The organism is Yoonia tamlensis (assembly GCF_900115105.1).
GTDB lineage: Bacteria > Pseudomonadota > Alphaproteobacteria > Rhodobacterales > Rhodobacteraceae > Yoonia > Yoonia tamlensis.
On sequence record NZ_FOYP01000001.1, the window covers coordinates 2230972 to 2251160 of the forward strand.

19 protein-coding genes and 1 tRNA gene are annotated in these 20189 nt (G+C 57.4%); 15 read left to right on the plus strand and 5 right to left on the minus strand.

The features are described from left to right. Positions 1-79: 79 nt before the first annotated feature. The gene (locus BM320_RS11425) at positions 80-835 is read right to left on the minus strand and encodes a sulfite exporter TauE/SafE family protein (RefSeq protein ID WP_090200025.1); all 756 of its coding nucleotides are present in this window, start codon (positions 833-835) and stop codon (positions 80-82) included. Between the two features lie 160 nt (positions 836-995). Between BM320_RS11425 and mdh the strand changes: the two genes are divergently transcribed. From mdh to BM320_RS11480, 10 genes are all read left to right on the plus strand, one after another. After that, positions 996-1958: a malate dehydrogenase gene (mdh, locus tag BM320_RS11430; RefSeq protein ID WP_090200613.1), complete on the plus strand. Its 963-nt coding sequence runs from the start codon at positions 996-998 to the stop codon at positions 1956-1958. A gap of 255 nt (positions 1959-2213) precedes the next feature. Beyond that, positions 2214-3407 carry an ADP-forming succinate--CoA ligase subunit beta gene (gene sucC, locus BM320_RS11440; protein ID WP_090200028.1) on the plus strand — a complete coding sequence of 398 codons (1194 nt, stop codon included), beginning with the start codon at positions 2214-2216 and terminating at the stop codon, positions 3405-3407. Between the two features lie 4 nt (positions 3408-3411). Beyond that, complete coding sequence (locus BM320_RS11445; protein ID WP_090200030.1) at positions 3412-3738, plus strand: hypothetical protein; 327 nt, start codon at positions 3412-3414, stop codon at positions 3736-3738. Positions 3739-3750: 12 nt separating this feature from the next. After that, positions 3751-4632, plus strand: coding sequence for a succinate--CoA ligase subunit alpha (sucD, locus tag BM320_RS11450; protein WP_090200032.1), 882 nt, complete (start codon positions 3751-3753; stop codon positions 4630-4632). Next, positions 4632-5234, plus strand: coding sequence for a hypothetical protein (locus tag BM320_RS11455; RefSeq protein ID WP_090200034.1), 603 nt, complete (start codon positions 4632-4634; stop codon positions 5232-5234). The genes sucD and BM320_RS11455 overlap by 1 nt, the downstream gene beginning before the upstream one ends. Before the next feature lie 21 nt (positions 5235-5255). Next, positions 5256-8213, plus strand: a complete 2958-nt coding sequence (locus tag BM320_RS11460) for a 2-oxoglutarate dehydrogenase E1 component (RefSeq protein WP_090200036.1) — start codon at positions 5256-5258, stop codon at positions 8211-8213. Continuing rightward, a complete protein-coding gene (gene odhB, locus BM320_RS11465) occupies positions 8213-9403 on the plus strand; it encodes a 2-oxoglutarate dehydrogenase complex dihydrolipoyllysine-residue succinyltransferase (RefSeq protein ID WP_090200038.1) in 1191 nt (396 codons plus the stop codon). Before BM320_RS11460 ends, odhB begins: the two co-directional genes overlap by 1 nt. A 103-nt stretch (positions 9404-9506) precedes the next feature. Beyond that, entirely contained in the window at positions 9507-9917 is a 411-nt protein-coding gene (locus BM320_RS11470) for an MAPEG family protein (protein ID WP_090200615.1), read from the plus strand. Between the two features lie 66 nt (positions 9918-9983). Next, the gene (lpdA, locus tag BM320_RS11475) at positions 9984-11372 is read left to right on the plus strand and encodes a dihydrolipoyl dehydrogenase (RefSeq protein ID WP_090200040.1); all 1389 of its coding nucleotides are present in this window, start codon (positions 9984-9986) and stop codon (positions 11370-11372) included. A gap of 183 nt (positions 11373-11555) precedes the next feature. Next, on the plus strand, positions 11556-12392 hold the full coding sequence (locus BM320_RS11480; protein WP_165615035.1) for a tellurite resistance TerB family protein: 837 nt from the start codon (positions 11556-11558) through the stop codon (positions 12390-12392). Here BM320_RS11480 and BM320_RS11485 read toward each other — a convergent pair. Together BM320_RS11485 and BM320_RS11490 are read right to left on the minus strand one after the other, a co-directional pair. Further along, positions 12389-13036 (minus strand): GntR family transcriptional regulator, encoded by a 648-nt coding sequence (locus tag BM320_RS11485; protein WP_090200044.1) that lies wholly within the window; start codon positions 13034-13036, stop codon positions 12389-12391. The two genes, BM320_RS11480 and BM320_RS11485, sit on opposite strands and share 4 nt — an antisense overlap. Positions 13037-13069: 33 nt before the next feature. Beyond that, positions 13070-13762 (minus strand): M48 family metallopeptidase, encoded by a 693-nt coding sequence (locus tag BM320_RS11490; RefSeq protein ID WP_090200046.1) that lies wholly within the window; start codon positions 13760-13762, stop codon positions 13070-13072. 109 nt (positions 13763-13871) lie between these two features. Between BM320_RS11490 and BM320_RS11495 the strand changes: the two genes are divergently transcribed. Both BM320_RS11495 and BM320_RS11500 read left to right on the plus strand, forming a co-directional pair. Beyond that, positions 13872-14195, plus strand: a complete 324-nt coding sequence (locus BM320_RS11495) for a TIGR02300 family protein (RefSeq protein WP_090200048.1) — start codon at positions 13872-13874, stop codon at positions 14193-14195. Between the two features lie 102 nt (positions 14196-14297). Continuing rightward, a tRNA-Ala gene (locus BM320_RS11500) sits at positions 14298-14373 on the plus strand. A 53-nt stretch (positions 14374-14426) separates the two neighbouring features. Here the strand turns inward: BM320_RS11500 and BM320_RS11505 are convergent. Beyond that, positions 14427-15098, minus strand: a complete 672-nt coding sequence (locus tag BM320_RS11505) for an arylesterase (protein WP_242651003.1) — start codon at positions 15096-15098, stop codon at positions 14427-14429. Positions 15099-15117: 19 nt separating this feature from the next. On the opposite strand from BM320_RS11505, the gene BM320_RS11510 reads away from it, so the two are divergent. The 3 genes from BM320_RS11510 to BM320_RS11520 are packed head-to-tail and all read left to right on the plus strand — an operon-like array spanning position 15118 to position 18853. Continuing rightward, on the plus strand, positions 15118-15807 hold the full coding sequence (locus BM320_RS11510; RefSeq protein ID WP_090200051.1) for an ABC transporter ATP-binding protein: 690 nt from the start codon (positions 15118-15120) through the stop codon (positions 15805-15807). Then, positions 15804-18308: an ABC transporter permease gene (locus tag BM320_RS11515; RefSeq protein WP_090200053.1), complete on the plus strand. Its 2505-nt coding sequence runs from the start codon at positions 15804-15806 to the stop codon at positions 18306-18308. Before BM320_RS11510 ends, BM320_RS11515 begins: the two co-directional genes overlap by 4 nt. Beyond that, a complete protein-coding gene (locus BM320_RS11520) occupies positions 18305-18853 on the plus strand; it encodes a gamma-glutamylcyclotransferase family protein (protein ID WP_090200055.1) in 549 nt (182 codons plus the stop codon). Before BM320_RS11515 ends, BM320_RS11520 begins: the two co-directional genes overlap by 4 nt. Here BM320_RS11520 and gltX read toward each other — a convergent pair. Further along, positions 18840-20162, minus strand: coding sequence for a glutamate--tRNA ligase (gltX, locus tag BM320_RS11525; protein WP_090200057.1), 1323 nt, complete (start codon positions 20160-20162; stop codon positions 18840-18842). The genes BM320_RS11520 and gltX overlap by 14 nt on opposite strands. Between the last annotated feature and the right edge of the window lie 27 nt (positions 20163-20189).

Below are 20189 nucleotides of genomic sequence, written 5' to 3' on the forward strand. Positions count from 1 at the left end.
CATGGCCAGAAATTGAATGATAGTTCAAGGAAAAATATGCCGCACTGCGGCGCAACTGTCGTCGGCACCCGCCGCTACATTACGTCACAGCCACCCAGATCAGCCGCGTCCCCGTCAGCAAAAGCAAGACATAGGTCAACCCAAAGAACAGCCGTTCAGGCACCAAATCATGGGCGCGCACCCCGATCCACGCCCCGATCAGCGCAAAAGGCGCAAGCGCAAGGCTGCCCAAAATCGTGTCCCATGTGAAAATGCCCAAGAATGCATAGGGGACAACCTTCATCCAGTTGACCGCCCAGAATGTGATCACGGTTGTGGCCTGATAGGCCGTTTTGCTTAGTCCTTGCGACAATAAAAACACCGCGGTGGGCGGGCCGCCTGCATGGCTGATAAAGCTGGTGAATCCGCCGACAAAGCCTGCGGCCCACGCGTAGCGGCGCGCAAATGCCATTTGCCCGATACGCAGCCAACCCATCGCGCGGCTTAACTGAAAGCCCACAAAGGCCAGACAGATCACGCCAATCAAGAACCGAAAGAAATCCGCGTCAACGGCGGTATAAACCCAAGCCGCAAAGGCCACACCCGGCACCGCGCCCAGCATCAGCCCCTTGGCCGATGGCCAGTGCCATTTGCGCCAATAGGGCTTCAATGTCGCAACATCGATCAGCATGAACAGCGGTAGGATAATCGCCAGCGCCGCGCCCGGCGGCACCACAAGCGCCAGAATCGCACCCGCGACGAATGCGGCACCTGACCCGAATCCACCCTTCGAAATGCCGCCAAAGATGATGGCTGGGATACCAGCTGCGAAAAAATACCAGTCGAATGCGAACAAAGACGCGCCCCTAAAATACCTTGGTTTCATCCTTTGTTAGCGCCTAACAGTTTAATGAGCCACTCAGTAATAACGGATGCCGCATCGCAGCACACTTGCGCGCGCGCGCACAAAGGCTTACCCAATGGCGCAAATCCAACCCACCAAAGGATCCTTTTCCATGGCTAGACCCAAGATTGCCCTTATCGGCGCCGGACAAATCGGCGGCACGCTTGCACATCTCGCAGCGATCAAAGAACTCGGTGACGTCACATTGCTTGACCTCAATGACGGCGCGGCCAAAGGCAAGGCGCTTGATATCGCGGAAGCTGGCCCTTCCGAGGGTTTTGACGCGCAAATGGCAGGCACAGCGGATTACGCGGATATCGCAGGCGCAGACGTTTGTATCGTCACTGCCGGTGTCGCACGTAAACCCGGCATGAGCCGTGATGACCTGCTGGGCATCAACCTCAAAGTCATGAAAGCCGTTGGCGAAGGCATCGCAGCCCACGCGCCAAACGCATTTGTAATCTGCATCACCAACCCGCTTGACGCGATGGTTTGGGCGCTGCGCGAATTCTCCGGCCTGCCACATAGCAAGGTTTGCGGCATGGCGGGTGTTCTCGACTCTGCGCGTTTCCGTCACTTCCTTGCTGACGAATTCAAAGTGTCCATGCGCGACGTGACTGCGTTCGTTCTGGGCGGCCACGGCGATACAATGGTCCCACTGACACGCTATTCCACTGTTGCGGGCATCCCCCTGCCTGATCTGGTCAGCATGGGCTGGACCACACAAGAAAAACTGGACGCAATCGTACAGCGTACACGTGACGGCGGCGCCGAAATCGTTGGCCTGCTGAAAACCGGTTCTGCCTTCTACGCGCCAGCGACATCCGCCATTGAAATGGCCGAAGCCTACCTCAAAGACCAAAAACGCGTTCTGCCATGTGCAGCCCACGTTGACGGCGCTTACGGTCTGGACGGTTTCTATGTTGGCGTGCCAACCGTGATCGGCGCCGGCGGCGTCGAACGTGTTGTCGAAATCAACATGAACAAAGAAGAACAAGCAATGTTCGACAAATCTGTCGACGCGGTCAAAGGTCTGGTCGCGGCCTGTAAAGAAATCGACGGTTCACTGGCCTAATCGCCGCTGCAAACTGTTACGCTGGGGCGTCCTTTGGGGCGCCCTTTTGCGTCTGTGCCGCAAGATGCCCCGGCGAATCCCGCTATTTCGTCGCGCGCTGCCAGAATACCAGGGCAACAACCATTTTGTGATCACACTCCAAAAACGTGTGATCACAAATGTGCGAATCTCTGCGATAATTTCATTTTTCAGTTACAAAACGTTCATTCCTTGTGATTTAGATGGCGCAACCGAAGCCAAATTGGACATGTCCCTATGAACATCCACGAATATCAGGCCAAAGCACTCTTGCGCAGCTACGGCGCGCCCGTATCTGATGGCCGCCCTGTGACCCGCGCAGAAGACGCAAAAACCGCCGCTGGCGAACTTGATGGCCCGCTTTGGGTGGTCAAGGCACAGATCCACGCAGGTGGCCGCGGCAAAGGCAAATTCAAAGAAGCCGACGCAGGCGAAGCAGGCGGTGTCCGTCTTGCCAAATCAGTCGAAGAAGCCGCCGCAGAAGCCAAAAAGATGCTGGGCCGCACATTGGTCACCCACCAGACCGGCCCCGTCGGCAAGGTCGTGAACCGCGTCTACATCGAAGACGGCTCTGGCATTGAAACTGAAATGTACCTCGCGCTGCTGGTCGACCGCCAGACAAGCCGTATCGGTTTTGTTGTGTCCACCGAAGGTGGGATGGACATCGAAGAAGTTGCAGCAAACACCCCAGAAAAAATTCTGAACTTCACAGTTGATCCCGCGACAGGCTATCAGGCATTCCACGGCCGCCGCGTTGCATTCGCGCTGGGTCTCGAAGGCCAGCAGGTCAAACAATGCGTCAAACTGATGGGCCAGCTTTACACAGCTTTCGTCGAAAAAGACATGGAAATGCTGGAAATCAATCCGCTGATCGTGACGGACAAGGGCGACCTGAAAGTTCTCGACGCCAAAGTATCGTTCGACGGCAACGCGGTTTACCGCCACGCGGATGTTGCAGCGCTGCGCGACGAAACCGAAGAAGACCCCAAAGAACTGGCCGCGTCCAAGTTCGACCTGAACTACATCGCACTTGACGGTGAAATCGGTTGCATGGTGAACGGTGCGGGTCTGGCAATGGCCACAATGGACATCATCAAACTCTACGGTGCTGAACCTGCCAACTTCCTTGATGTTGGTGGTGGCGCGACCAAAGAAAAAGTAACCGAAGCCTTCAAGATCATCACATCCGATCCCAACGTGAAGGGCATCCTTGTGAACATCTTTGGCGGCATCATGCGCTGTGACGTCATCGCCGAAGGCGTGATCGCCGCGGTCAAAGAAGTCGGCTTGCAAGTGCCACTGGTTGTCCGCCTCGAAGGGACCAACGTCGAAAAAGGCAAAGAGATCATCAACAATTCCGGCCTCGCCGTGATTGCTGCTGACGACCTCAAAGACGGCGCCCAGAAAATCGTGAAAGCGGTCAAAGGATAGTATTATGGCTTCGGCGGTTGAAGGAAGAGCGATAAGTATCACTCAAGGGAATGTGGACAACAACCACATCCCGATCACTTACATAAAAGAGCTGTTTCCTTCTGACTGCTTTGGCGGCGAAAGTAGAACCTCTATTGGAAAACTGATTCAGGTGGCGCTGGATGGAGTTGGCACTTTTGACACCGACATTGCCACAAGCAAAAACATCCTTCGCATTCGTCAATCCGACGCAATCAAGACTTTTTACAAGCTCAACAACGCAAAGCACGGCACGCGACTATTCTTTGAAAAGACTAGCCCTCGTGCGTTTCGCGTCACAGCAATAGACTAGGGAGCCAACAACATGGCCATTCTCGTTAACGAAAACACACGCGTCATCTGTCAGGGCCTTACTGGTTCGCAGGGGACGTTCCACTCTGAACAAGCCATCGCATATGGCACAAAAATGGTTGGCGGCGTAACGCCTGGTAAAGGTGGGCAAACCCATCTGGACCTGCCGATCTTTAACTCGGTCCACGAAGCCAAGCACGTCACCGAAGCCAACGCATCGGTCATCTATGTGCCGCCGCCATTCGCAGCCGATTCAATCCTCGAAGCGATCGACGCTGAGATGGAATTGATCATCTGTATCACCGAAGGCATCCCTGTGCTGGACATGATGCGCGTGAAAAAAGCGCTTGAAGGGTCGGCATCGCGTCTGATCGGGCCAAACTGCCCCGGCGTGATCACACCTGACGCCTGCAAAATCGGCATTATGCCCGGCCACATCCACCGTCGCGGGTCTGTTGGTGTTGTTTCGCGTTCCGGCACATTGACATATGAAGCCGTGAAACAGACGTCTGATCTTGGCCTTGGCCAGTCAACCGCGGTTGGTATCGGTGGTGACCCGATCAAAGGGACCGAACACATCGACGTGCTGGACCTGTTCCTTGACGATGATGAAACACAATCCATCATCATGATCGGCGAAATCGGTGGTTCTGCCGAAGAAGAAGCCGCAGAATTCCTTGCCGATCAGCGCAAAAAAGGCCGCTGGAAGCCCGTTGCTGGCTTTATCGCTGGCCGCACGGCACCTCCGGGCCGCCGCATGGGTCACGCTGGCGCGATTGTTGCCGGTGGTAAAGGCGATGCAGAAAGCAAGATCGAAGCCATGAAATCTGCCGGCATCATCGTCGCAGACAGCCCCGCCACACTTGGCGAAGCTGTGCTCAAGGCAATCGGCTAATGCGCGCGGCGGTCCTGCCTGTATTGATCGGCTGTCTTGCCCAACCCGGGTACGCTCAGGCAGAAGCTGGCATCGATACAATGATGTCGCTTTGCATTCCGATTTCTGCCACCGGCACGAGCATTCGTGCCGGATTGACAGAGTCCGGCTGGACCGCACAAACACCACAGTCGGGCCTGCAGGCCCGCCGCGACCTTATTGGATCGCAAATGTGGTCATTCTTTTCAGACGCGACGCCGTCACAGCGGCTAGAGCTTGTGGACGACGTCGTAATCGCGGTTGGCGCTTCAATGGTCGACCCGAATTTTGCAGAAATTTACACCCACGAAGGCGAAGTTGTTTTGATCCTGTCACAGGGTCCTAACATTTCATGCCTTTGGGTCGGCCCCGAAGATGAAGCATTTGATGCGCGCGTCGCCGCCATCGGTGGTTTTCCGATGGGCGTTCCCGAGTCTACGACAACAACCGCCGCACTTACCCAAACCGTCGAAGCTGGTGGTAGTGACTGGACCCGTATTGAAAACTACGCCCGCATCGATGCTAGCGACCGCACGGGGCCCTATCCTGCTGCTGCCCGTCTAGATCGTTCGCCCGCGCAATAATCACACTATTGAGGTCCCCCAATGACTGATCAATCACCAAACGACATTCTTCACGCCTCATCGTTCCTGCAGGGGCACAATGCGAAATATGTAGAACAGCTTTATGCGCGCTATGCCGACAACCCAAATGCGGTTGACGAAAGCTGGCGCGACTTTTTCAAGGCGCTGGGCGATGCCCCGTCGGACGCCAAGGCAGAGGCCGCAGGCGCGTCTTGGGGCCGTATGGACTGGCCGCCGGTTCCCAATGATGATCTGACTTCCGCGCTAGATGGCCAGTGGCCAGCCGAACCCGAAGCCGCAGGCAAAAAGATCGCGGCCAAGGCCGCCGAAAAAGGCGTGTCGCTCGACGAAAACCAAGTCCGCAATGCCGTGCTGGACAGCATCCGCGCGCTGATGATCATCCGCGCCTACCGTATTCGCGGGCATTTGATTGCCGACCTTGATCCGCTTGGTATGCGCGAAAACGTGCCCCACCCCGAGCTTGATCCAAAATCTTACGGCTTTACCGCTGCTGACATGGATCGCCCGATCTTTATCGACAATGTCTTGGGCCTTGAAATAGCGACGATGAATGAAATCATCGCGATTGTGCACCGTACCTATTGCGGCACTTTTGCCCTGCAATACATGCATATCTCCAACCCCGAAGAAGCGGGCTGGCTCAAAGAACGCATCGAAGGATACGGAAAAGAAATCGCCTTTACCAAAAACGGCCGCAAGGCGATTTTGAACAGCCTTGTGCAGGCCGAAGGTTTTGAAAAGTTCTTGCATGTCAAATACATGGGCACCAAACGTTTCGGCCTTGATGGCGGTGAAAGCCTGATCCCTGCGATGGAGCAGATCATCAAACGCGGTGGCCAATTGGGCATGGATGAGATCATCATCGGCATGCCGCACCGTGGCCGCCTGTCGGTTCTTGCGAACGTGATGGAAAAACCCTACCGCGCGATTTTTAACGAATTCCAGGGCGGGTCGTTCAAGCCCGAGGATGTCGACGGGTCCGGCGATGTGAAATATCACCTTGGCGCCTCGTCCGATCGTAGCTTTGACGACAATTCTGTGCACCTGTCGCTCACTGCTAACCCTTCCCACCTTGAGGCGGTGAACCCCGTTGTCTTGGGCAAGGTCCGCGCCAAACAAGACCAAAAGAACGACGTGGATCGCACCCGCGTCATGGCAATCTTGCTGCACGGCGATGCGGCCTTTGCTGGACAAGGCGTCGTTGCCGAAGGGTTCGGCCTGTCCGGCCTTAAAGGCCACAAAACCGGCGGCACAATGCATATCGTCGTGAACAACCAGATCGGCTTCACGACCGCGCCGCACTTCTCGCGCAGCTCGCCCTACCCGACCGATATCGCACTGATGGTTGAGGCCCCGATTTTCCACGTCAACGGCGACGATCCCGAAGCCGTTGTGCACGCCGCGCGCGTCGCGACCGAATTCCGCCAGAAGTTCCACAAAGACGTGGTGCTGGACATCATCTGCTACCGCCGCTTTGGTCACAACGAAGGCGACGAGCCGATGTTCACCAATCCGGTGATGTATAAAAAGATCAAAAAACAAAAGACCACGCTGACGCTTTACACCGAACGTCTGGTCAAGGACGGGCTGATCCCCGAAGGCGAAATCGAAGACATGAAGGCCGCGTTCCAAGCGCACCTGAATCAGGAATTCGAGGCCGGAAAAGACTATAAACCCAACAAGGCAGACTGGCTTGATGGGAAATGGTCGCATCTGGACCGCCAGAAAGACAAATACCAGCGCGGCAAAACTGCGATCAAACCCGAAACACTGGCTGAAATCGGCAATGCGCTGACCACAGTGCCAGATGGTTTCCCGCTGCACAAAACCGTTGGCCGTATTCTGGAAGCCAAGAAAGGCATGTTCGAAAGCGGCACAGGTTTTGACTGGGCAACCGGCGAAGCGCTGGCTTTCGGCTCTTTGCAGGTCGAAGGCTATTCTGTGCGTCTGTCAGGTCAGGATTGTACCCGCGGTACGTTCAGTCACCGGCATTCGGGCCTGATTAACCAAGACAACGAAGACCGCTACTATCCGCTTAATCACATCCGTGACGGTCAGGCGAACTACGAAGTCATCGACAGCATGCTGTCGGAATACGCGGTTCTTGGCTTTGAATACGGCTATTCACTGGCCGAACCAAACGCGCTGACCCTATGGGAAGCCCAGTTCGGCGATTTCGCCAACGGCGCGCAGATCATGTTCGACCAGTTTATTTCTTCGGGCGAAAGCAAATGGCTGCGGATGTCGGGGCTCGTCTGCCTGTTGCCGCACGGCTATGAAGGGCAAGGCCCGGAGCATTCCAGCGCGCGTCTGGAACGGTTCCTGACCATGTGCGGTGGCGACAACTGGATCGTGGCAAACTGCACCACGCCTGCGAACTATTTCCACATCCTGCGCCGCCAGCTGCACCGCAGCTACCGCAAACCGCTGATCATGATGACACCAAAATCACTGCTGCGCCACAAACTGGCAGTGTCAAAGGCCGAAGAATTCACCACCGGTTCCAGCTTTCACCGTGTGCTGTGGGATGACGCCCAGCACGGCAATTCAGATACGCAACTGGTGGCCGATGACAAGATCAAGCGCGTCGTGATGTGTTCGGGCAAGGTCTATTATGACCTTCTGGAAGAACGCGACGCACGCGGCATCGACGACATTTACCTGTTGCGCTATGAACAGTTCTACCCGTTCCCTGCCCAATCTGCGGTGAATGAACTGAGCCGGTTCAAGAACGCTGAAATGGTCTGGTGTCAGGAAGAACCCAAAAACCAGGGCGCATGGTCGTTCATGGAACCCAATATCGAATGGGTCCTGACCCGCATCAAAGCCACCCACAAGCGTCCCGTCTATGCCGGTCGCGCCGCTTCGGCATCACCCGCGACAGGGCTTGCCAGCAAACATAAAGCAGAACAATCGGCGCTCGTTGATGACGCCCTGACTATCAAAGGAACAAAGTAATGAGCACCGAAGTCCGCGTACCTACACTTGGCGAATCCGTCACCGAAGCCACCGTTGCCACATGGTTCAAACAGCCTGGCGATGCCGTCGCCGTTGACGAAATGCTGTGCGAACTGGAAACAGACAAGGTCACCGTAGAGGTGCCTTCGCCCGTTGCCGGCACATTGTCTGAAATCGTTGCCGCCGAAGGCGAAACTGTGGGCGTTGACGCGCTGCTGGCCCAAATCGCCGCTGGCGACGCGGCCCCTGCCCCCAAGGCCGAAGCCCCCGCTGCGGCCCCCGCACCTGCGGCCGCTCCTGCGGCGGCTGCGCGCACCGATGTTGAAAACGCGCCTTCCGCCAACAAACTGATGGCCGAAAACAACCTGTCAAACGTGGCAGGCACCGGCAAAGACGGCCGCGTCATGAAAGAAGACGTGCTGAACGCGCTGGCAGCCCCCGCGCCCGCAGCCCCTGCCGCACCGCGCGCACCTGTGGCCGCAAACCAGGCCGCCCGCGAAGAGCGTGTCAAGATGACCCGCCTGCGCCAGACTATCGCCAAGCGGCTCAAGGACAGCCAGAACACCGCCGCAATGCTAACCACCTATAACGAGGTCGACATGACCGCCGTTATGGATTTGCGCAACGAATACAAAGACCTGTTCTTGAAAAAGCACGGCGTCAAACTCGGCTTTATGTCGTTCTTTACCAAGGCATGTATCCACGCGCTGAACGAAGTCCCCGAAGTTAACGCCGAAATCGACGGCACCGATGTGGTTTACAAAAACTACGTCAACATGGGCATCGCGGCTGGCACACCAACCGGCCTTGTGGTGCCGGTGATCAATGATGCGGACCAGATGTCATTTGCCGATATCGAAAAAGCAATCGCCGAAAAAGGCGCGCGCGCGCGTGACGGCAAACTGTCGATGGCCGAAATGCAGGGCGGCACATTCACCATCTCGAACGGTGGTGTTTACGGGTCTCTGATGTCCTCACCGATCCTGAACCCCCCACAGTCCGGCATCCTCGGCATGCACAAAATCCAGGACCGCCCCATGGCGATCAACGGGCAGGTTGTGATCCGCCCGATGATGTATCTTGCACTGTCCTACGACCACCGGATCGTCGACGGCAAAGGTGCCGTGACATTCCTCGTGCGCGTCAAAGAAGCGCTCGAAGATCCACGCCGTCTGTTGATGGATCTGTAATAACCCAGGGCAGTGCCTGGGCCTCGGGGTGGGGTCCGGGCGCTGCCCGGCGATGCCGGACTGTCCCAAACAGATTGTGCGGTGAATTGGATTGGCGAACGATATGACACCTGAACTCACCGTTCTTGCGCTTGCTGCATTGCTTCAGTCCGTCCAGTTTTGCCTCATGGCGATCCCCGCGAATATGGAACTCGGGCCCGGCAAGACCGCCAGCCCGCGTGACCCGCAGCGCCTGTCCAAACCGCTGATGGATCAGGCCAGCGTCGGCACAGGTCGCCTGTTTCGCGCGATGAACAACCACTTTGAGGCGCTGATCCTGTTCACCATCGCGGTGGTCGTGATCACGCTTGGTGACAAGGGCACCGGGTTCAGCGCGATTTGCGCATGGACCTATCTGGCCGCCCGCATTCTATACGTCCCCGCATATTATTTTGGCTGGGTGCCTTGGCGCTCGCTGATCTGGTTTGTGGGGTTTTTCGCGACTCTGCTCATGATACTCTCGGCATTATTCTAATGGCCGACCCGAAACATACCAATGTCCGACGCAAGTCCGACACCTAAAAACGCTAAAGGAGACACCATGTCCAGCTATGACGTTATCGTAATCGGCGCAGGCCCCGGCGGCTATGTCAGCGCCATCCGTTGTGCCCAACTCGGCATGAAAGTAGCCGTTGTCGAAGGGCGCGAAACGCTGGGCGGCACCTGTCTTAACGTGGGCTGCATCCCATCCAAAGCATTGCTGCATGCCACCCATATGCTGCATGAGGCCGAACATAATTTCGCCGATATGGGCCTGAAAGGCAAAGCACCTTCGGTCGATTGGAAGCAAATGCTGACATACAAGGAAACTGTCGTTGGCCAAAACACCGGCGGCATCGAATTCTTGTTCAAAAAGAACAAGATCGACTGGATCAAGGGCTGGGCGACCATTCCGGCAGCGGGCAAAGTGCAGGTTGGTGACGACACATATGATGCGAAAAACATCATCATCGCATCCGGCTCCGAAGCCTCTGTGTTGCCAGGTATCGAGGTTGACGAACAAACAGTCGTGACCTCGACGGGCGCGCTGACACTGAACAAAATTCCGAAATCACTGGTTGTGATCGGCGCAGGTGTGATCGGGCTTGAACTGGGGTCTGTCTATGCCCGGTTGGGCGCAGAGGTCACAGTAATCGAATATCTAGATGCGATCACACCCGGAATGGACGGTGAAATCGCGCGGCAATTCCAAAAGATGCTGACCAAGCAAGGGCTTAAGTTCACCCTTGGTGCCGCTGTGCAAGGCGTTACTGTCAAAAACAACAAGGCAACCGTGACCTATCAGTTGCGCAAGGACAACAGCGAACATAGCATCACAGCTGATACAGTGTTGGTCGCAACGGGCCGCAAACCCTATACGGCAGGCCTTGGGCTTGATGCATTGGGTGTCGCATTGACAGATCGCGGCCAGATCAAGACCGACGCAAAATATGCTACAAACGTGCCGGGCATCTACGCCATTGGTGATACGATCGCGGGCCCGATGCTGGCACACAAGGCCGAAGACGAAGGCATGGCCGTCGCCGAAGGGATCGCCGGCCAAAAGCCGCATGTGAACTACGGCGTGATCCCCGGCGTGATCTATACCCACCCCGAGGTCAGCAATGTCGGCGAAACCGAAGAGACGCTCAAGGCTGCGGGCCGCGCCTATAAGGTTGGTAAATTCCCGTTCATGGGCAACGCCCGCGCCAAGGCCAATTTTGCGGGTGACGGCTTTGTAAAGCTGCTGGTTGACGCGCAAACCGACCGTATCTTGGGCGCCCATATCATTGGTCCGATGGCCGGTGATCTGATCCATGAAATCTGTGTCGCGATGGAATTTGGTGCCGCCGCAGAAGACATCGCGCGCACCTGCCATGCGCATCCAACCTATTCCGAAGCCGTGCGCGAGGCCGCGCTTGCCTGCGGTGACGGCGCGATCCACGTTTAACAATCCGGCGCGCCGGCCCCGTATCGGCGCGCCATTTTTCTACAGGTTATTGATCTAATTTTGTGAACAATGGCCGATTTATTATACGGTCTTGCAGCGCTATTAGGCAGCTGCGACCATATCCGCGCCACATTTTTGCACCCAATCCATGTTTTAACGCGGGAATGTTTTGTGAGAGCCATGATGAATAGACTCATAGTTGCCGTTTTCCTTTATTGCACGTTAAGCACCGCTGCACTGGCCCAAACAGATGCTGTCATCCGAGAGCCGGGGCTGGAGTTCGTCGCGGAAACCCTCATCCCGGGCGCGGACGACACGATGATGTCGCTTTGCTATGTTACGGAAAACCTTGTTGTTTTCGGGCTTGTCCTGACAAGCGATGTGCAGGGCTATGCATTGGCAAGCGACCGCTGCAACACCACCTATGACCAGCTTTATCCCGAAGAAAAGATTATCGCGGCACAGGCGCTTGGTCTTATTTCCGCTGATATCAAACCCAAAGCGGGCAATGACTGGAAACATAATCTGGGGATTTACGGTCTGCTTGTTTCGGGTTGTCTTGGGCTTATTGCGGTTATCATTCGCAGAATTAAATCGCTGCTGGGCTATGATTTACGCGGCCCGATGCGCAAGAAAGCCGCGCTGCGTATTCTATCGGCGATGTGCCATATGGCGAAATGTGACGGTCTTGTCGATTCGATCGAACTGACCCATATTCGCACAACCATACGCCGCCTGACCGGCCGCAATTATCCCACATCCGAGATCATTCAAATGGTAAGCGCCATTGATATGTCAGAGGGGCTGAACGAGCATCATTTTATCGCCTTTGGCAAAGGTCTGCGCGACCGCGAAAAGGACCTGATGATGCAGGGCATTCTTTCGGTCGCCATCGCGAGCGGCCGGCTTATTCCGGTCGAACATGCTTTTGCGACAGAGCTGGCCTATGGATTGGGTATCCCCGGCGAGGATTTTCGCCGCCTGCTTGATCAGGTGCTTGCCACCGAATTGCCCGTTTAGGTTTTTAGCAGGCGCAGCCCTTGCGTTGCGTCTGTGCGCACGGCCAACCGCAACCCCGGCTCGTCCCCGGCTTTGAGCGCGGCAAGGATCAGCCTGTGGTGATAGGGTGGCTCTGTCCGGTTCAACCGCCCGTATAGCGCGCGCATTGTCGGGCCAAGTTGCAGCCAGACCGTTTCGGTCATCGCGAGCATCGCGGGGGCCTGCGCGCGCAGATAAAGCGTGCGGTGAAATTCAAGGTTCATCCGGATATAGCCCGCCGAATCGTGGCGCACGATCATCTGGCTGACCCCGTTATTGATGCTTTCCAACCGGTCGATCAGCGCAAAATGCGCACGCGGCAATGCGCGCGACGCCAGTTCGGGTTCCAGCATGGCGCGCAATGTCGCAAGTTCTTCGATCCGGTCATTTGACAGCGCGGGCGTCGATACGCGGCCCGACGACGACAAGAACAGCGCCCCTTCGGCCACAAGCCTGCGCACGGCTTCGCGGGCGGGGGTCATCGACACTTCAAATTCCGCGCCAATCCCGCGCAGGGTGAGCGCCTCTCCCGGGGAAATTTCACCGTGCATGATACGGGTGCGCAGGGCACGGTACACGCGCTCGTGCGCGGCAATGTTGGTGTCTGAGGGGCGAGGCTGAATCATAACGTGAATATGTGATCACATATTGCGCGGCGGTCAATCATCGAATCGCATGCGGTGCAACTGATCGCCGTTTTGACGCAGCCAGTCGCGGTGCGCCGCATAATCGGGGCAAAGTGCTGCCACCAAAGCCCAAAAATCCGGCCCGTGGTTCATTTCCCGCAGATGCGCAACCTCATGCGCGGCAACGTAATCCAGCACGGCGGGCGGCGCCATAATCAGCCGCCATGCATACATCAACGCGCCAGCACTACTGCAAGACCCCCACCGTGACCGCGTGTCACGGATTGTCAGCCGCGTATAGCTGACCCCGAGACGCGCCGCATAGGTATCCGATGCCGTCGCTAGCGCATTGCGCGCAAGCACCCTGAGCGCGGCCTGTAGCGCCGCCCTGTTCAGCGCACGCCCCTGCGGCACCAATATCGCATCATTACCGATTTTTAAGCGCGACACATCCGCGTGCCGGACCGGCAGTTTTTGACCCCGCAATAACAGCGTGCCACCTATTGCGACCTGCTCTGCCGGTTCCAGTTGCGCCAGATGCCCGCGCAGCCAGTTTTCCTGAGCCTTTGCAAATGCAAACGCTTCGCGGTCGGGTGTCATAGGGGGCATTGTCAGCGTCACGCGACCGTCAAGCCGCGACACCCGCAAGGACAATCGCCGCGCCCGCGCAGTGCGGCGCAATTCCACGACAATCGAGGGGTTGCCTTCAAGCGTATGGCGGCCCATATCCAACACCTCATGAATTATGTGTCAAAGGCTTTGACACGCCTGCCTGCTTATGGCAGTTGGCACCGATCACCCGCAAGGGTTAGACAAGAATTTGAAGGGATAGCCTATGCCTAAGGAAGAATGGGGCACAAAGCGTGTTTGTCCTGAAACCGGCAAACGCTTTTACGACCTGAATGCGACACCTATCATTAGCCCCTACACCGGCAATGAGGTGACTATCGATACGTCCAAGACCCGGACAATGGTCGCAGACGCCGAAGACGCGCAATCTGCAAAAGTCAAAGAAGCGGATGAAGAAGACGATCTGGTGCTCGACGATGACGACGACGCCGACGATGTCGATCTGGGCGATGACGTGCTTGAAGACGATGACGATGATACCGTTTCGTTCGACGAGCTTGCTGACGTTGCGACAAACGACGACGATTAATTTACCTTCCCCGGGCGCGATTTTCTGCTTGATCTCGCCCGGTTCGCTGCATAGATAGCACCTCGCAACATATGTTGTTCCCGATGACACAGTCATCACGATGGGGCCTTAGCTCAGCTGGGAGAGCGCCTGCATGGCATGCAGGAGGTCAGCGGTTCGATCCCGCTAGGCTCCACCAAATTTTTCGGATCTCAGCAATTACCTGCCGCCTTTCCAAGCGACAAACAGGTGTTAGCCGTCATGCCCAAGCCGCTGGACAAATCCTAGCAGGACCGGCCCGAAATCGGCAACAATATGCCCCACGCCATCAGGGTTCGGGTGCAGCCCGTCGGCCTGCAAAAGCCCCGCCAACCCTGCGCCATCTTGCGCCGCACGCCGCACGCCGGCCAGCATATCGGGGTAAAGTAGGACGTCGTATTTCGCGGCCAGATCAACATAGGTCTGCTCGAATGCGGTTTCATAGTCGGGGCCATAGTTTGCCCCCACATCCAGCCCGAGCAGCAAGACCGCGACCCCCGCATCTGCACCTGCGGCCAGAATCGCATCCAGATTTTCACGGCTAACGGCCGGATCGATTCCGCGCAAATAATCATTGCCACCAAGCGCCACAATCATCGCATCAACATCGGGCGTCAGCGTCCAGTCAACGCGACTGCGCCCGCCTGCGGTAGTATCGCCCGAAACGCCCGCATTGATCAGTTTCACGTCAGCCCCATTTGCATCCAGCCAAGCCTGCAATTGCGGCACAAACCCTTGGTCCTGTTGCAACCCGTATCCTGCGGTCAGGCTGTCACCCAATGCCGCGATTGTGACCGTTTCGGCGTGAACCGCACCTGTTGTTAGCAAAACCCCGAAACTAAGGTTGCGCAGCCCGCCAAAGGCCCCATATCCAAGAGACATCATTTGACCAAAGGCCCTTTGCATGACCGAGCTAGTGTATTCCATAACCGACACCAATCTTTCGCTGAACGGGAACGCAGGGCGCGTTGATATTTTGCATGATATCACGTTGGAAATCGCGGCGGGCGAAACATTGGGGCTTGTCGGGCCAAGCGGATCGGGCAAATCGTCTCTCCTGATGTTGATGGGCGGGCTGGAACAGGCCACATCTGGCAGCATTCTGGCGCTTGGCCAAGAGCTGACAAAAATGACCGAAGACCAGCTGGCCCGCTTTCGTAGGGATCATATGGGGGTAGTGTTCCAGTCTTTCCACCTTATCCCGACAATGACCGCGCTGGAAAATGTCGCAACACCGCTGGAACTGGCGGGCGCCCGCGATGCATTTGCGCGCGCGCAGGCCGAACTCGCGGCAGTGGGCCTTGGCGACCGGATCAATCACTATCCCAGCCAGATGTCGGGCGGGGAACAACAGCGCGTGGCGCTTGCGCGTGCCTCTGCCCCGCGCCCGCGGATTTTGCTGGCGGATGAACCCACGGGCAATCTGGATGAAACCAACGGGCAGGCAATCATGGATCTGCTGTTTGATCTGCGCGATCGCCACGGCGCGACCTTGATCATGGTCACTCACGCACCCGAATTGGCAGCGCGTTGTGATCGTGTTGTGCGCCTGCGCGACGGGCGGATTGATTCTGCTGCGATGGCCGCGCAATGAGCATGCGGATTGCGGCACGTTTTGCCACGCGCGAATTGCGCGGGGGGCTGCGCGGGTTTCGCGTATTTCTGGCCTGTCTGGCGCTGGGTGTAGCGGCCATTGCCGCCGTTGGCACCGTGCGCGCAGGGATCGAGGCAGGTTTAAAACGCGATGGTGCCGCCCTTTTGGGGGGCGACGCCGAAGTGTCGTTTACCTATCGGTTTGCCCGCGACGCCGAACGCGACTGGCTGGACAGTATCGCAACCCGCGTGTCCGAAACCGTCGATTTCCGGTCCATGGCCGTTGTCGGCGATGAACGCGGGCTGACCCAAATCCGTGCGGTTGATGATCTTTACCCGCTGATCGGAAACGTGACGTTGGACCCACCAATGCCGCTTGCAGATGCGCTTGCGGATCATGGCGGCGTGATGGAACGGGTGCTTGTCGACCGGCTTGGGCTGACGCCCGGAGACCAGTTCCGGCTTGGCACCCAAAGTTTTACGCTGCGCGCGGTACTTGACCGCTATCCGGATAATGCGGCGGGCGGTTTCGGGCTGGGGCCGCGCACGATTGTGCTAACCAAAGCGCTGGAAAATTCGGGGCTATTGAACGAAGGCACACTGTTTTCAACAGAATACCGGCTGGACCTGCCAGAGGGCGCTGACCTGACCGCCCTGCGCCGTGATGCCAACCGGCAATTTGGCGATGACGGGCTGCGCTGGCGCGATAGCCGCAGGGGCGCAGGTGGCACAGCGCAGTTTGTCGACCGAATCGGCGCATTTTTGATCCTTGTCGGCCTGTCGGGTTTGGCGGTTGGTGGGGTTGGCGTTTCAGCCGCCGTGCGTGCCTATCTGGCGGGCAAGACCAATGTGATCGCCACGCTCAAGACATTGGGCGCGACGCGGGCGACAATTTTCCAGACTTATTTCATACAAATCGGGGTTCTGGCATTGGTCGGCATTTGCATCGGCTTGGCTTTGGGCGCAGCGCTGCCACTGGCATTTGCACCATTGATCGAAGCACGCCTGCCGATCCCTGCGGTATTCACGATTTACCCCGCGCCATTGATCGAGGCAGCCGTTTACGGCGTTTTGGCCGCGCTGATTTTCACGCTTTGGCCGCTTGCCAAGACAGATGACATTCGCGCGGCTACCCTGTTTCGGGATGCGTTCGGGGGTGCAAAAACCCTGCCCCCGCGTCAGTATCTGAGTGCGCTTGCCGCTTTGGTCCTGACGCTTGTGTCTGCCGCTGTCTGGTTTTCGGGCACGGTGTTTCTCACGCTCTGGACGGTGGGCGGCATTGCCGGATCACTGGCGGTGTTGGTCTTTGCGGCCTATGTCATCCGCTGGATCGCGCGGCGCTTGCGCGCACCGGCGCGGGGACGGCCTGCGTTGCGTCTGGCGCTTGGGGCGATTGGCGCACAAGGCGGTGAAGCGACATCGGTCGTGCTGTCACTGGGACTTGGGCTCACGGTTCTGGCTGCGGTTGGGCAGATCGACGGGAACCTGCAAAAATCATTTGCAGATGAATTGCCCAGCATCGCGCCCAGCTATTTCTTTGTGGATATCCAGCCCGATCAGATCGACGGGTTCAACGCGCGGCTGGATGATGATCCGGCGGTCAGCAAGGTCGAAACCGCGCCCATGCTGCGCGGAGTGATCACGCGGATCAACGACCAACCCGCACAACAGGCCGCTGGCGGACATTGGGTTGTGCAAGGCGACCGCGGGATAACTTATGCGGACGGGGTCCCAAACGGCACCGAAATCACAGCGGGTGAATGGTGGCCGACAGGCTATGACGGCCCGCCGCAGATTAGTTTCTCGCAAGAAGAAGCCGTTGAGATGGGGCTGGCGCTTGGCGATACGATGACGATCAACGTGCTTGGCCGCGACATCACGGCAACCATCACCAGTTTCCGTAATGTCAGTTGGGAAGACGCAGGAATCGGCTTTGTCCTCGCCCTGAACCAAGCGGCACTTGCCGGTGCCCCGCATAGCTGGATCGCGACCGTCTATGCCGAAGAACAGGCCGAGGCCGCAATCCTGCGCGACCTTGCAATTGCCTATCCAAATATCACCGCAATCCGTATTCGGGACGCGATTGACCAGATTGTCACGCTGATCGGCGGCATCGCGGCCGCCACACGCTATGGCGCATTGATCACGCTTGTCACTGGATTTCTGGTGCTGATCGGGGCGGCTGCAGCCGGCGAACGCGCCCGCACCTACGAAGCGGCTGTTCTGAAAACGATTGGCGCCACGCTGGCGCGCATTTTGGGCAGCTTTGCACTGCGCTCTGCGCTTTTGGGGCTGGCTGCGGGTGTGGTTGCATTGGGGGCTGGCATCTTGGGCGGCTGGGCCGTAACAACTTTTATCATGGAAAACACATATACCGTCATTTGGGGCAATGCCCTGTTGATCATTTTCGGAGGGTTGGCGGCATCAACCTGTGCCGGGCTTGGCTTTGCGTGGCGGGCATTGGCGGCGAAACCCGCCCAAGTTCTAAGGGCACGTGAATGAGCGATCCGGCATTTTTTGGTTATGGCAGTCTCGTCAACCTATCCACCCACAGCTACCAAGACCCGCGCCCTGCACGGCTAAAGGGGTGGCGGCGGACATGGCAAGGCACCACGGCACATGAGATTGCTTATCTATCGGTGTTCCAAGATCCCAGCAGCGAAATCGCAGGCGTTATTGCGCGGGTACCGGGTGCAGACTGGGCCGCGCTTGACGCGCGCGAAGATGTATACAACCGCCATAATGTAACCGATGCGGTGGTCCATGACGCGCCTGTCGCAATGACAGCAGTCTATCAGGTCATGCCCGATATCTACACGCCGCATACCAATGACCACAGGATTTTGCGCAGCTATCTGGATGTCGTCGTGCAGGGCTATCACCAGATGTTTGGCGTTGAGGGCGTAGATGCGTTTTTTGCCACAACTGATGCATGGGCCCCGATCATCGATGACCGGAGCGCACCGCAATACCCGCGCCACCGCGCCTTAACAGCGGATGAAACCGCGTTGGTGGATCACCACCTGCAAAGACTTAACCTAGTTTAGGTTTAGTCTGCAGCAGCGGCATCACATCGCCCATTTCCGGCCCGCGTTCCAACCCTGTGACCGCCTTGCGCAATGGCATGAACAATCCGCGCCCTTTGCGTCCGGTCGCTGATTTGGCTTGTGCGGTCCAATCGGACCAAGTGGTCGCCGAATAGGGCGGATCGCCCAGCATATCAAAGGCTTGCGCGACGAATTCCGCGTCCTCATCCGCAACAAGCGGTGTCGCCCCGTCACGGAACAAGACCCACCACGCCGCTACATCATCCAGCGTGTTGATATTGTCGCGCACGACCTTCCAGAACGGTTCGGCCAAATCATCCGGCACACCGGCAGCGGTGATTGTATCGGCGACGGCCGTATGATCCAGCGTCGCCAGATGCCGCGCGGTCAGCGGGCCAAGGTCGGCCGCGTCGAATTTCGTGGGCGCAGAGCCGAATTTACTGATGTCAAAACCGGCGATGACCTCGTCAATATTTGCGCGCAGTTCAACCGGCTCGGACGATCCAAGCCGCGCCATCAATGACAGGATTGCTTCGGGGGCGATGCCCGCTTTGCGCAGATCACGCAGCGCAAGGGTGCCAAGCCGTTTTGACAATGCCTCGCCCTGCGGTCCGGTCAGCAGGGAATGATGCGCAAAACGCGGTGGCGTGCCGCCCAGCGCAAGCATGATCTGGATTTGTGTTGCGGTGTTGGTCACATGATCAGACCCGCGCACAACATCGGTCATGCCCATTTCAACATCATCCACAACCGACGCCAGCGTATACAGGATTTGACCGCCGTTTTTGAACAGGACCGGATCACTGACGGACGCGGCATCGATGGAAATATCGCCGATAATCCCGTCAGCCCATTCGATCCGTTCATGATCAAGCTTGAACCGCCAATGCGAACCGCGTTCCGCGCGCAGCGCATCTTTTTCGGCCTCTGACAGCGCAAGTGCAGCGCGGTCATAAACCGGCGGCTTGCCCATATTCAGCTGTTTCTTGCGTTTCAGATCAAGCTCGACCGGCGTTTCAAAGCATTCGTACAGGCGCCCCATGTCGATCAGCTTTTGTTTTGCCAGTTCATAGCGGTCCATGCGCAAGGATTGGCGCTCAACACGATCCCACGTGATGCCAAGCCATGTCAGGTCTTCCTTGACGCCTTCGACATATTCTTCCTTGGACCGTTCACCGTCCGTGTCATCAATGCGCAGTACAAATTGCCCGCCGTTCTGGCGCGCGATGGCATAGTTGAAAAGTGCGGCGCGCAAGTTGCCGATATGCAGCCAACCTGTGGGCGAAGGGGCGAATCTGGTCGTTGTCATGGGGTCATCTCCTGTTGGCGCTCTTAT

Coding starts and splice junctions, on each gene's coding strand:
- mdh (WP_090200613.1), top strand. CDS start 996: ATGGCTAGACCCAAGATTGCCCTTATCGGCGCCGGACAAATCGGCGGC.
- sucC (WP_090200028.1), top strand. CDS start 2,214: ATGAACATCCACGAATATCAGGCCAAAGCACTCTTGCGCAGCTACGGC.
- BM320_RS11445 (WP_090200030.1), top strand. CDS start 3,412: ATGGCTTCGGCGGTTGAAGGAAGAGCGATAAGTATCACTCAAGGGAAT.
- sucD (WP_090200032.1), top strand. CDS start 3,751: ATGGCCATTCTCGTTAACGAAAACACACGCGTCATCTGTCAGGGCCTT.
- BM320_RS11455 (WP_090200034.1), top strand. CDS start 4,632: ATGCGCGCGGCGGTCCTGCCTGTATTGATCGGCTGTCTTGCCCAACCC.
- BM320_RS11460 (WP_090200036.1), top strand. CDS start 5,256: ATGACTGATCAATCACCAAACGACATTCTTCACGCCTCATCGTTCCTG.
- odhB (WP_090200038.1), top strand. CDS start 8,213: ATGAGCACCGAAGTCCGCGTACCTACACTTGGCGAATCCGTCACCGAA.
- BM320_RS11470 (WP_090200615.1), top strand. CDS start 9,507: ATGACACCTGAACTCACCGTTCTTGCGCTTGCTGCATTGCTTCAGTCC.
- lpdA (WP_090200040.1), top strand. CDS start 9,984: ATGTCCAGCTATGACGTTATCGTAATCGGCGCAGGCCCCGGCGGCTAT.
- BM320_RS11480 (WP_165615035.1), top strand. CDS start 11,556: ATGAATAGACTCATAGTTGCCGTTTTCCTTTATTGCACGTTAAGCACC.
- BM320_RS11485 (WP_090200044.1), bottom strand. CDS start 13,036: ATGATTCAGCCTCGCCCCTCAGACACCAACATTGCCGCGCACGAGCGC.
- BM320_RS11490 (WP_090200046.1), bottom strand. CDS start 13,762: ATGGGCCGCCATACGCTTGAAGGCAACCCCTCGATTGTCGTGGAATTG.
- BM320_RS11495 (WP_090200048.1), top strand. CDS start 13,872: ATGCCTAAGGAAGAATGGGGCACAAAGCGTGTTTGTCCTGAAACCGGC.
- BM320_RS11505 (WP_242651003.1), bottom strand. CDS start 15,098: ATGATGTCTCTTGGATATGGGGCCTTTGGCGGGCTGCGCAACCTTAGT.
- BM320_RS11510 (WP_090200051.1), top strand. CDS start 15,118: ATGACCGAGCTAGTGTATTCCATAACCGACACCAATCTTTCGCTGAAC.
- BM320_RS11515 (WP_090200053.1), top strand. CDS start 15,804: ATGAGCATGCGGATTGCGGCACGTTTTGCCACGCGCGAATTGCGCGGG.
- BM320_RS11520 (WP_090200055.1), top strand. CDS start 18,305: ATGAGCGATCCGGCATTTTTTGGTTATGGCAGTCTCGTCAACCTATCC.
- gltX (WP_090200057.1), bottom strand. CDS start 20,162: ATGACAACGACCAGATTCGCCCCTTCGCCCACAGGTTGGCTGCATATC.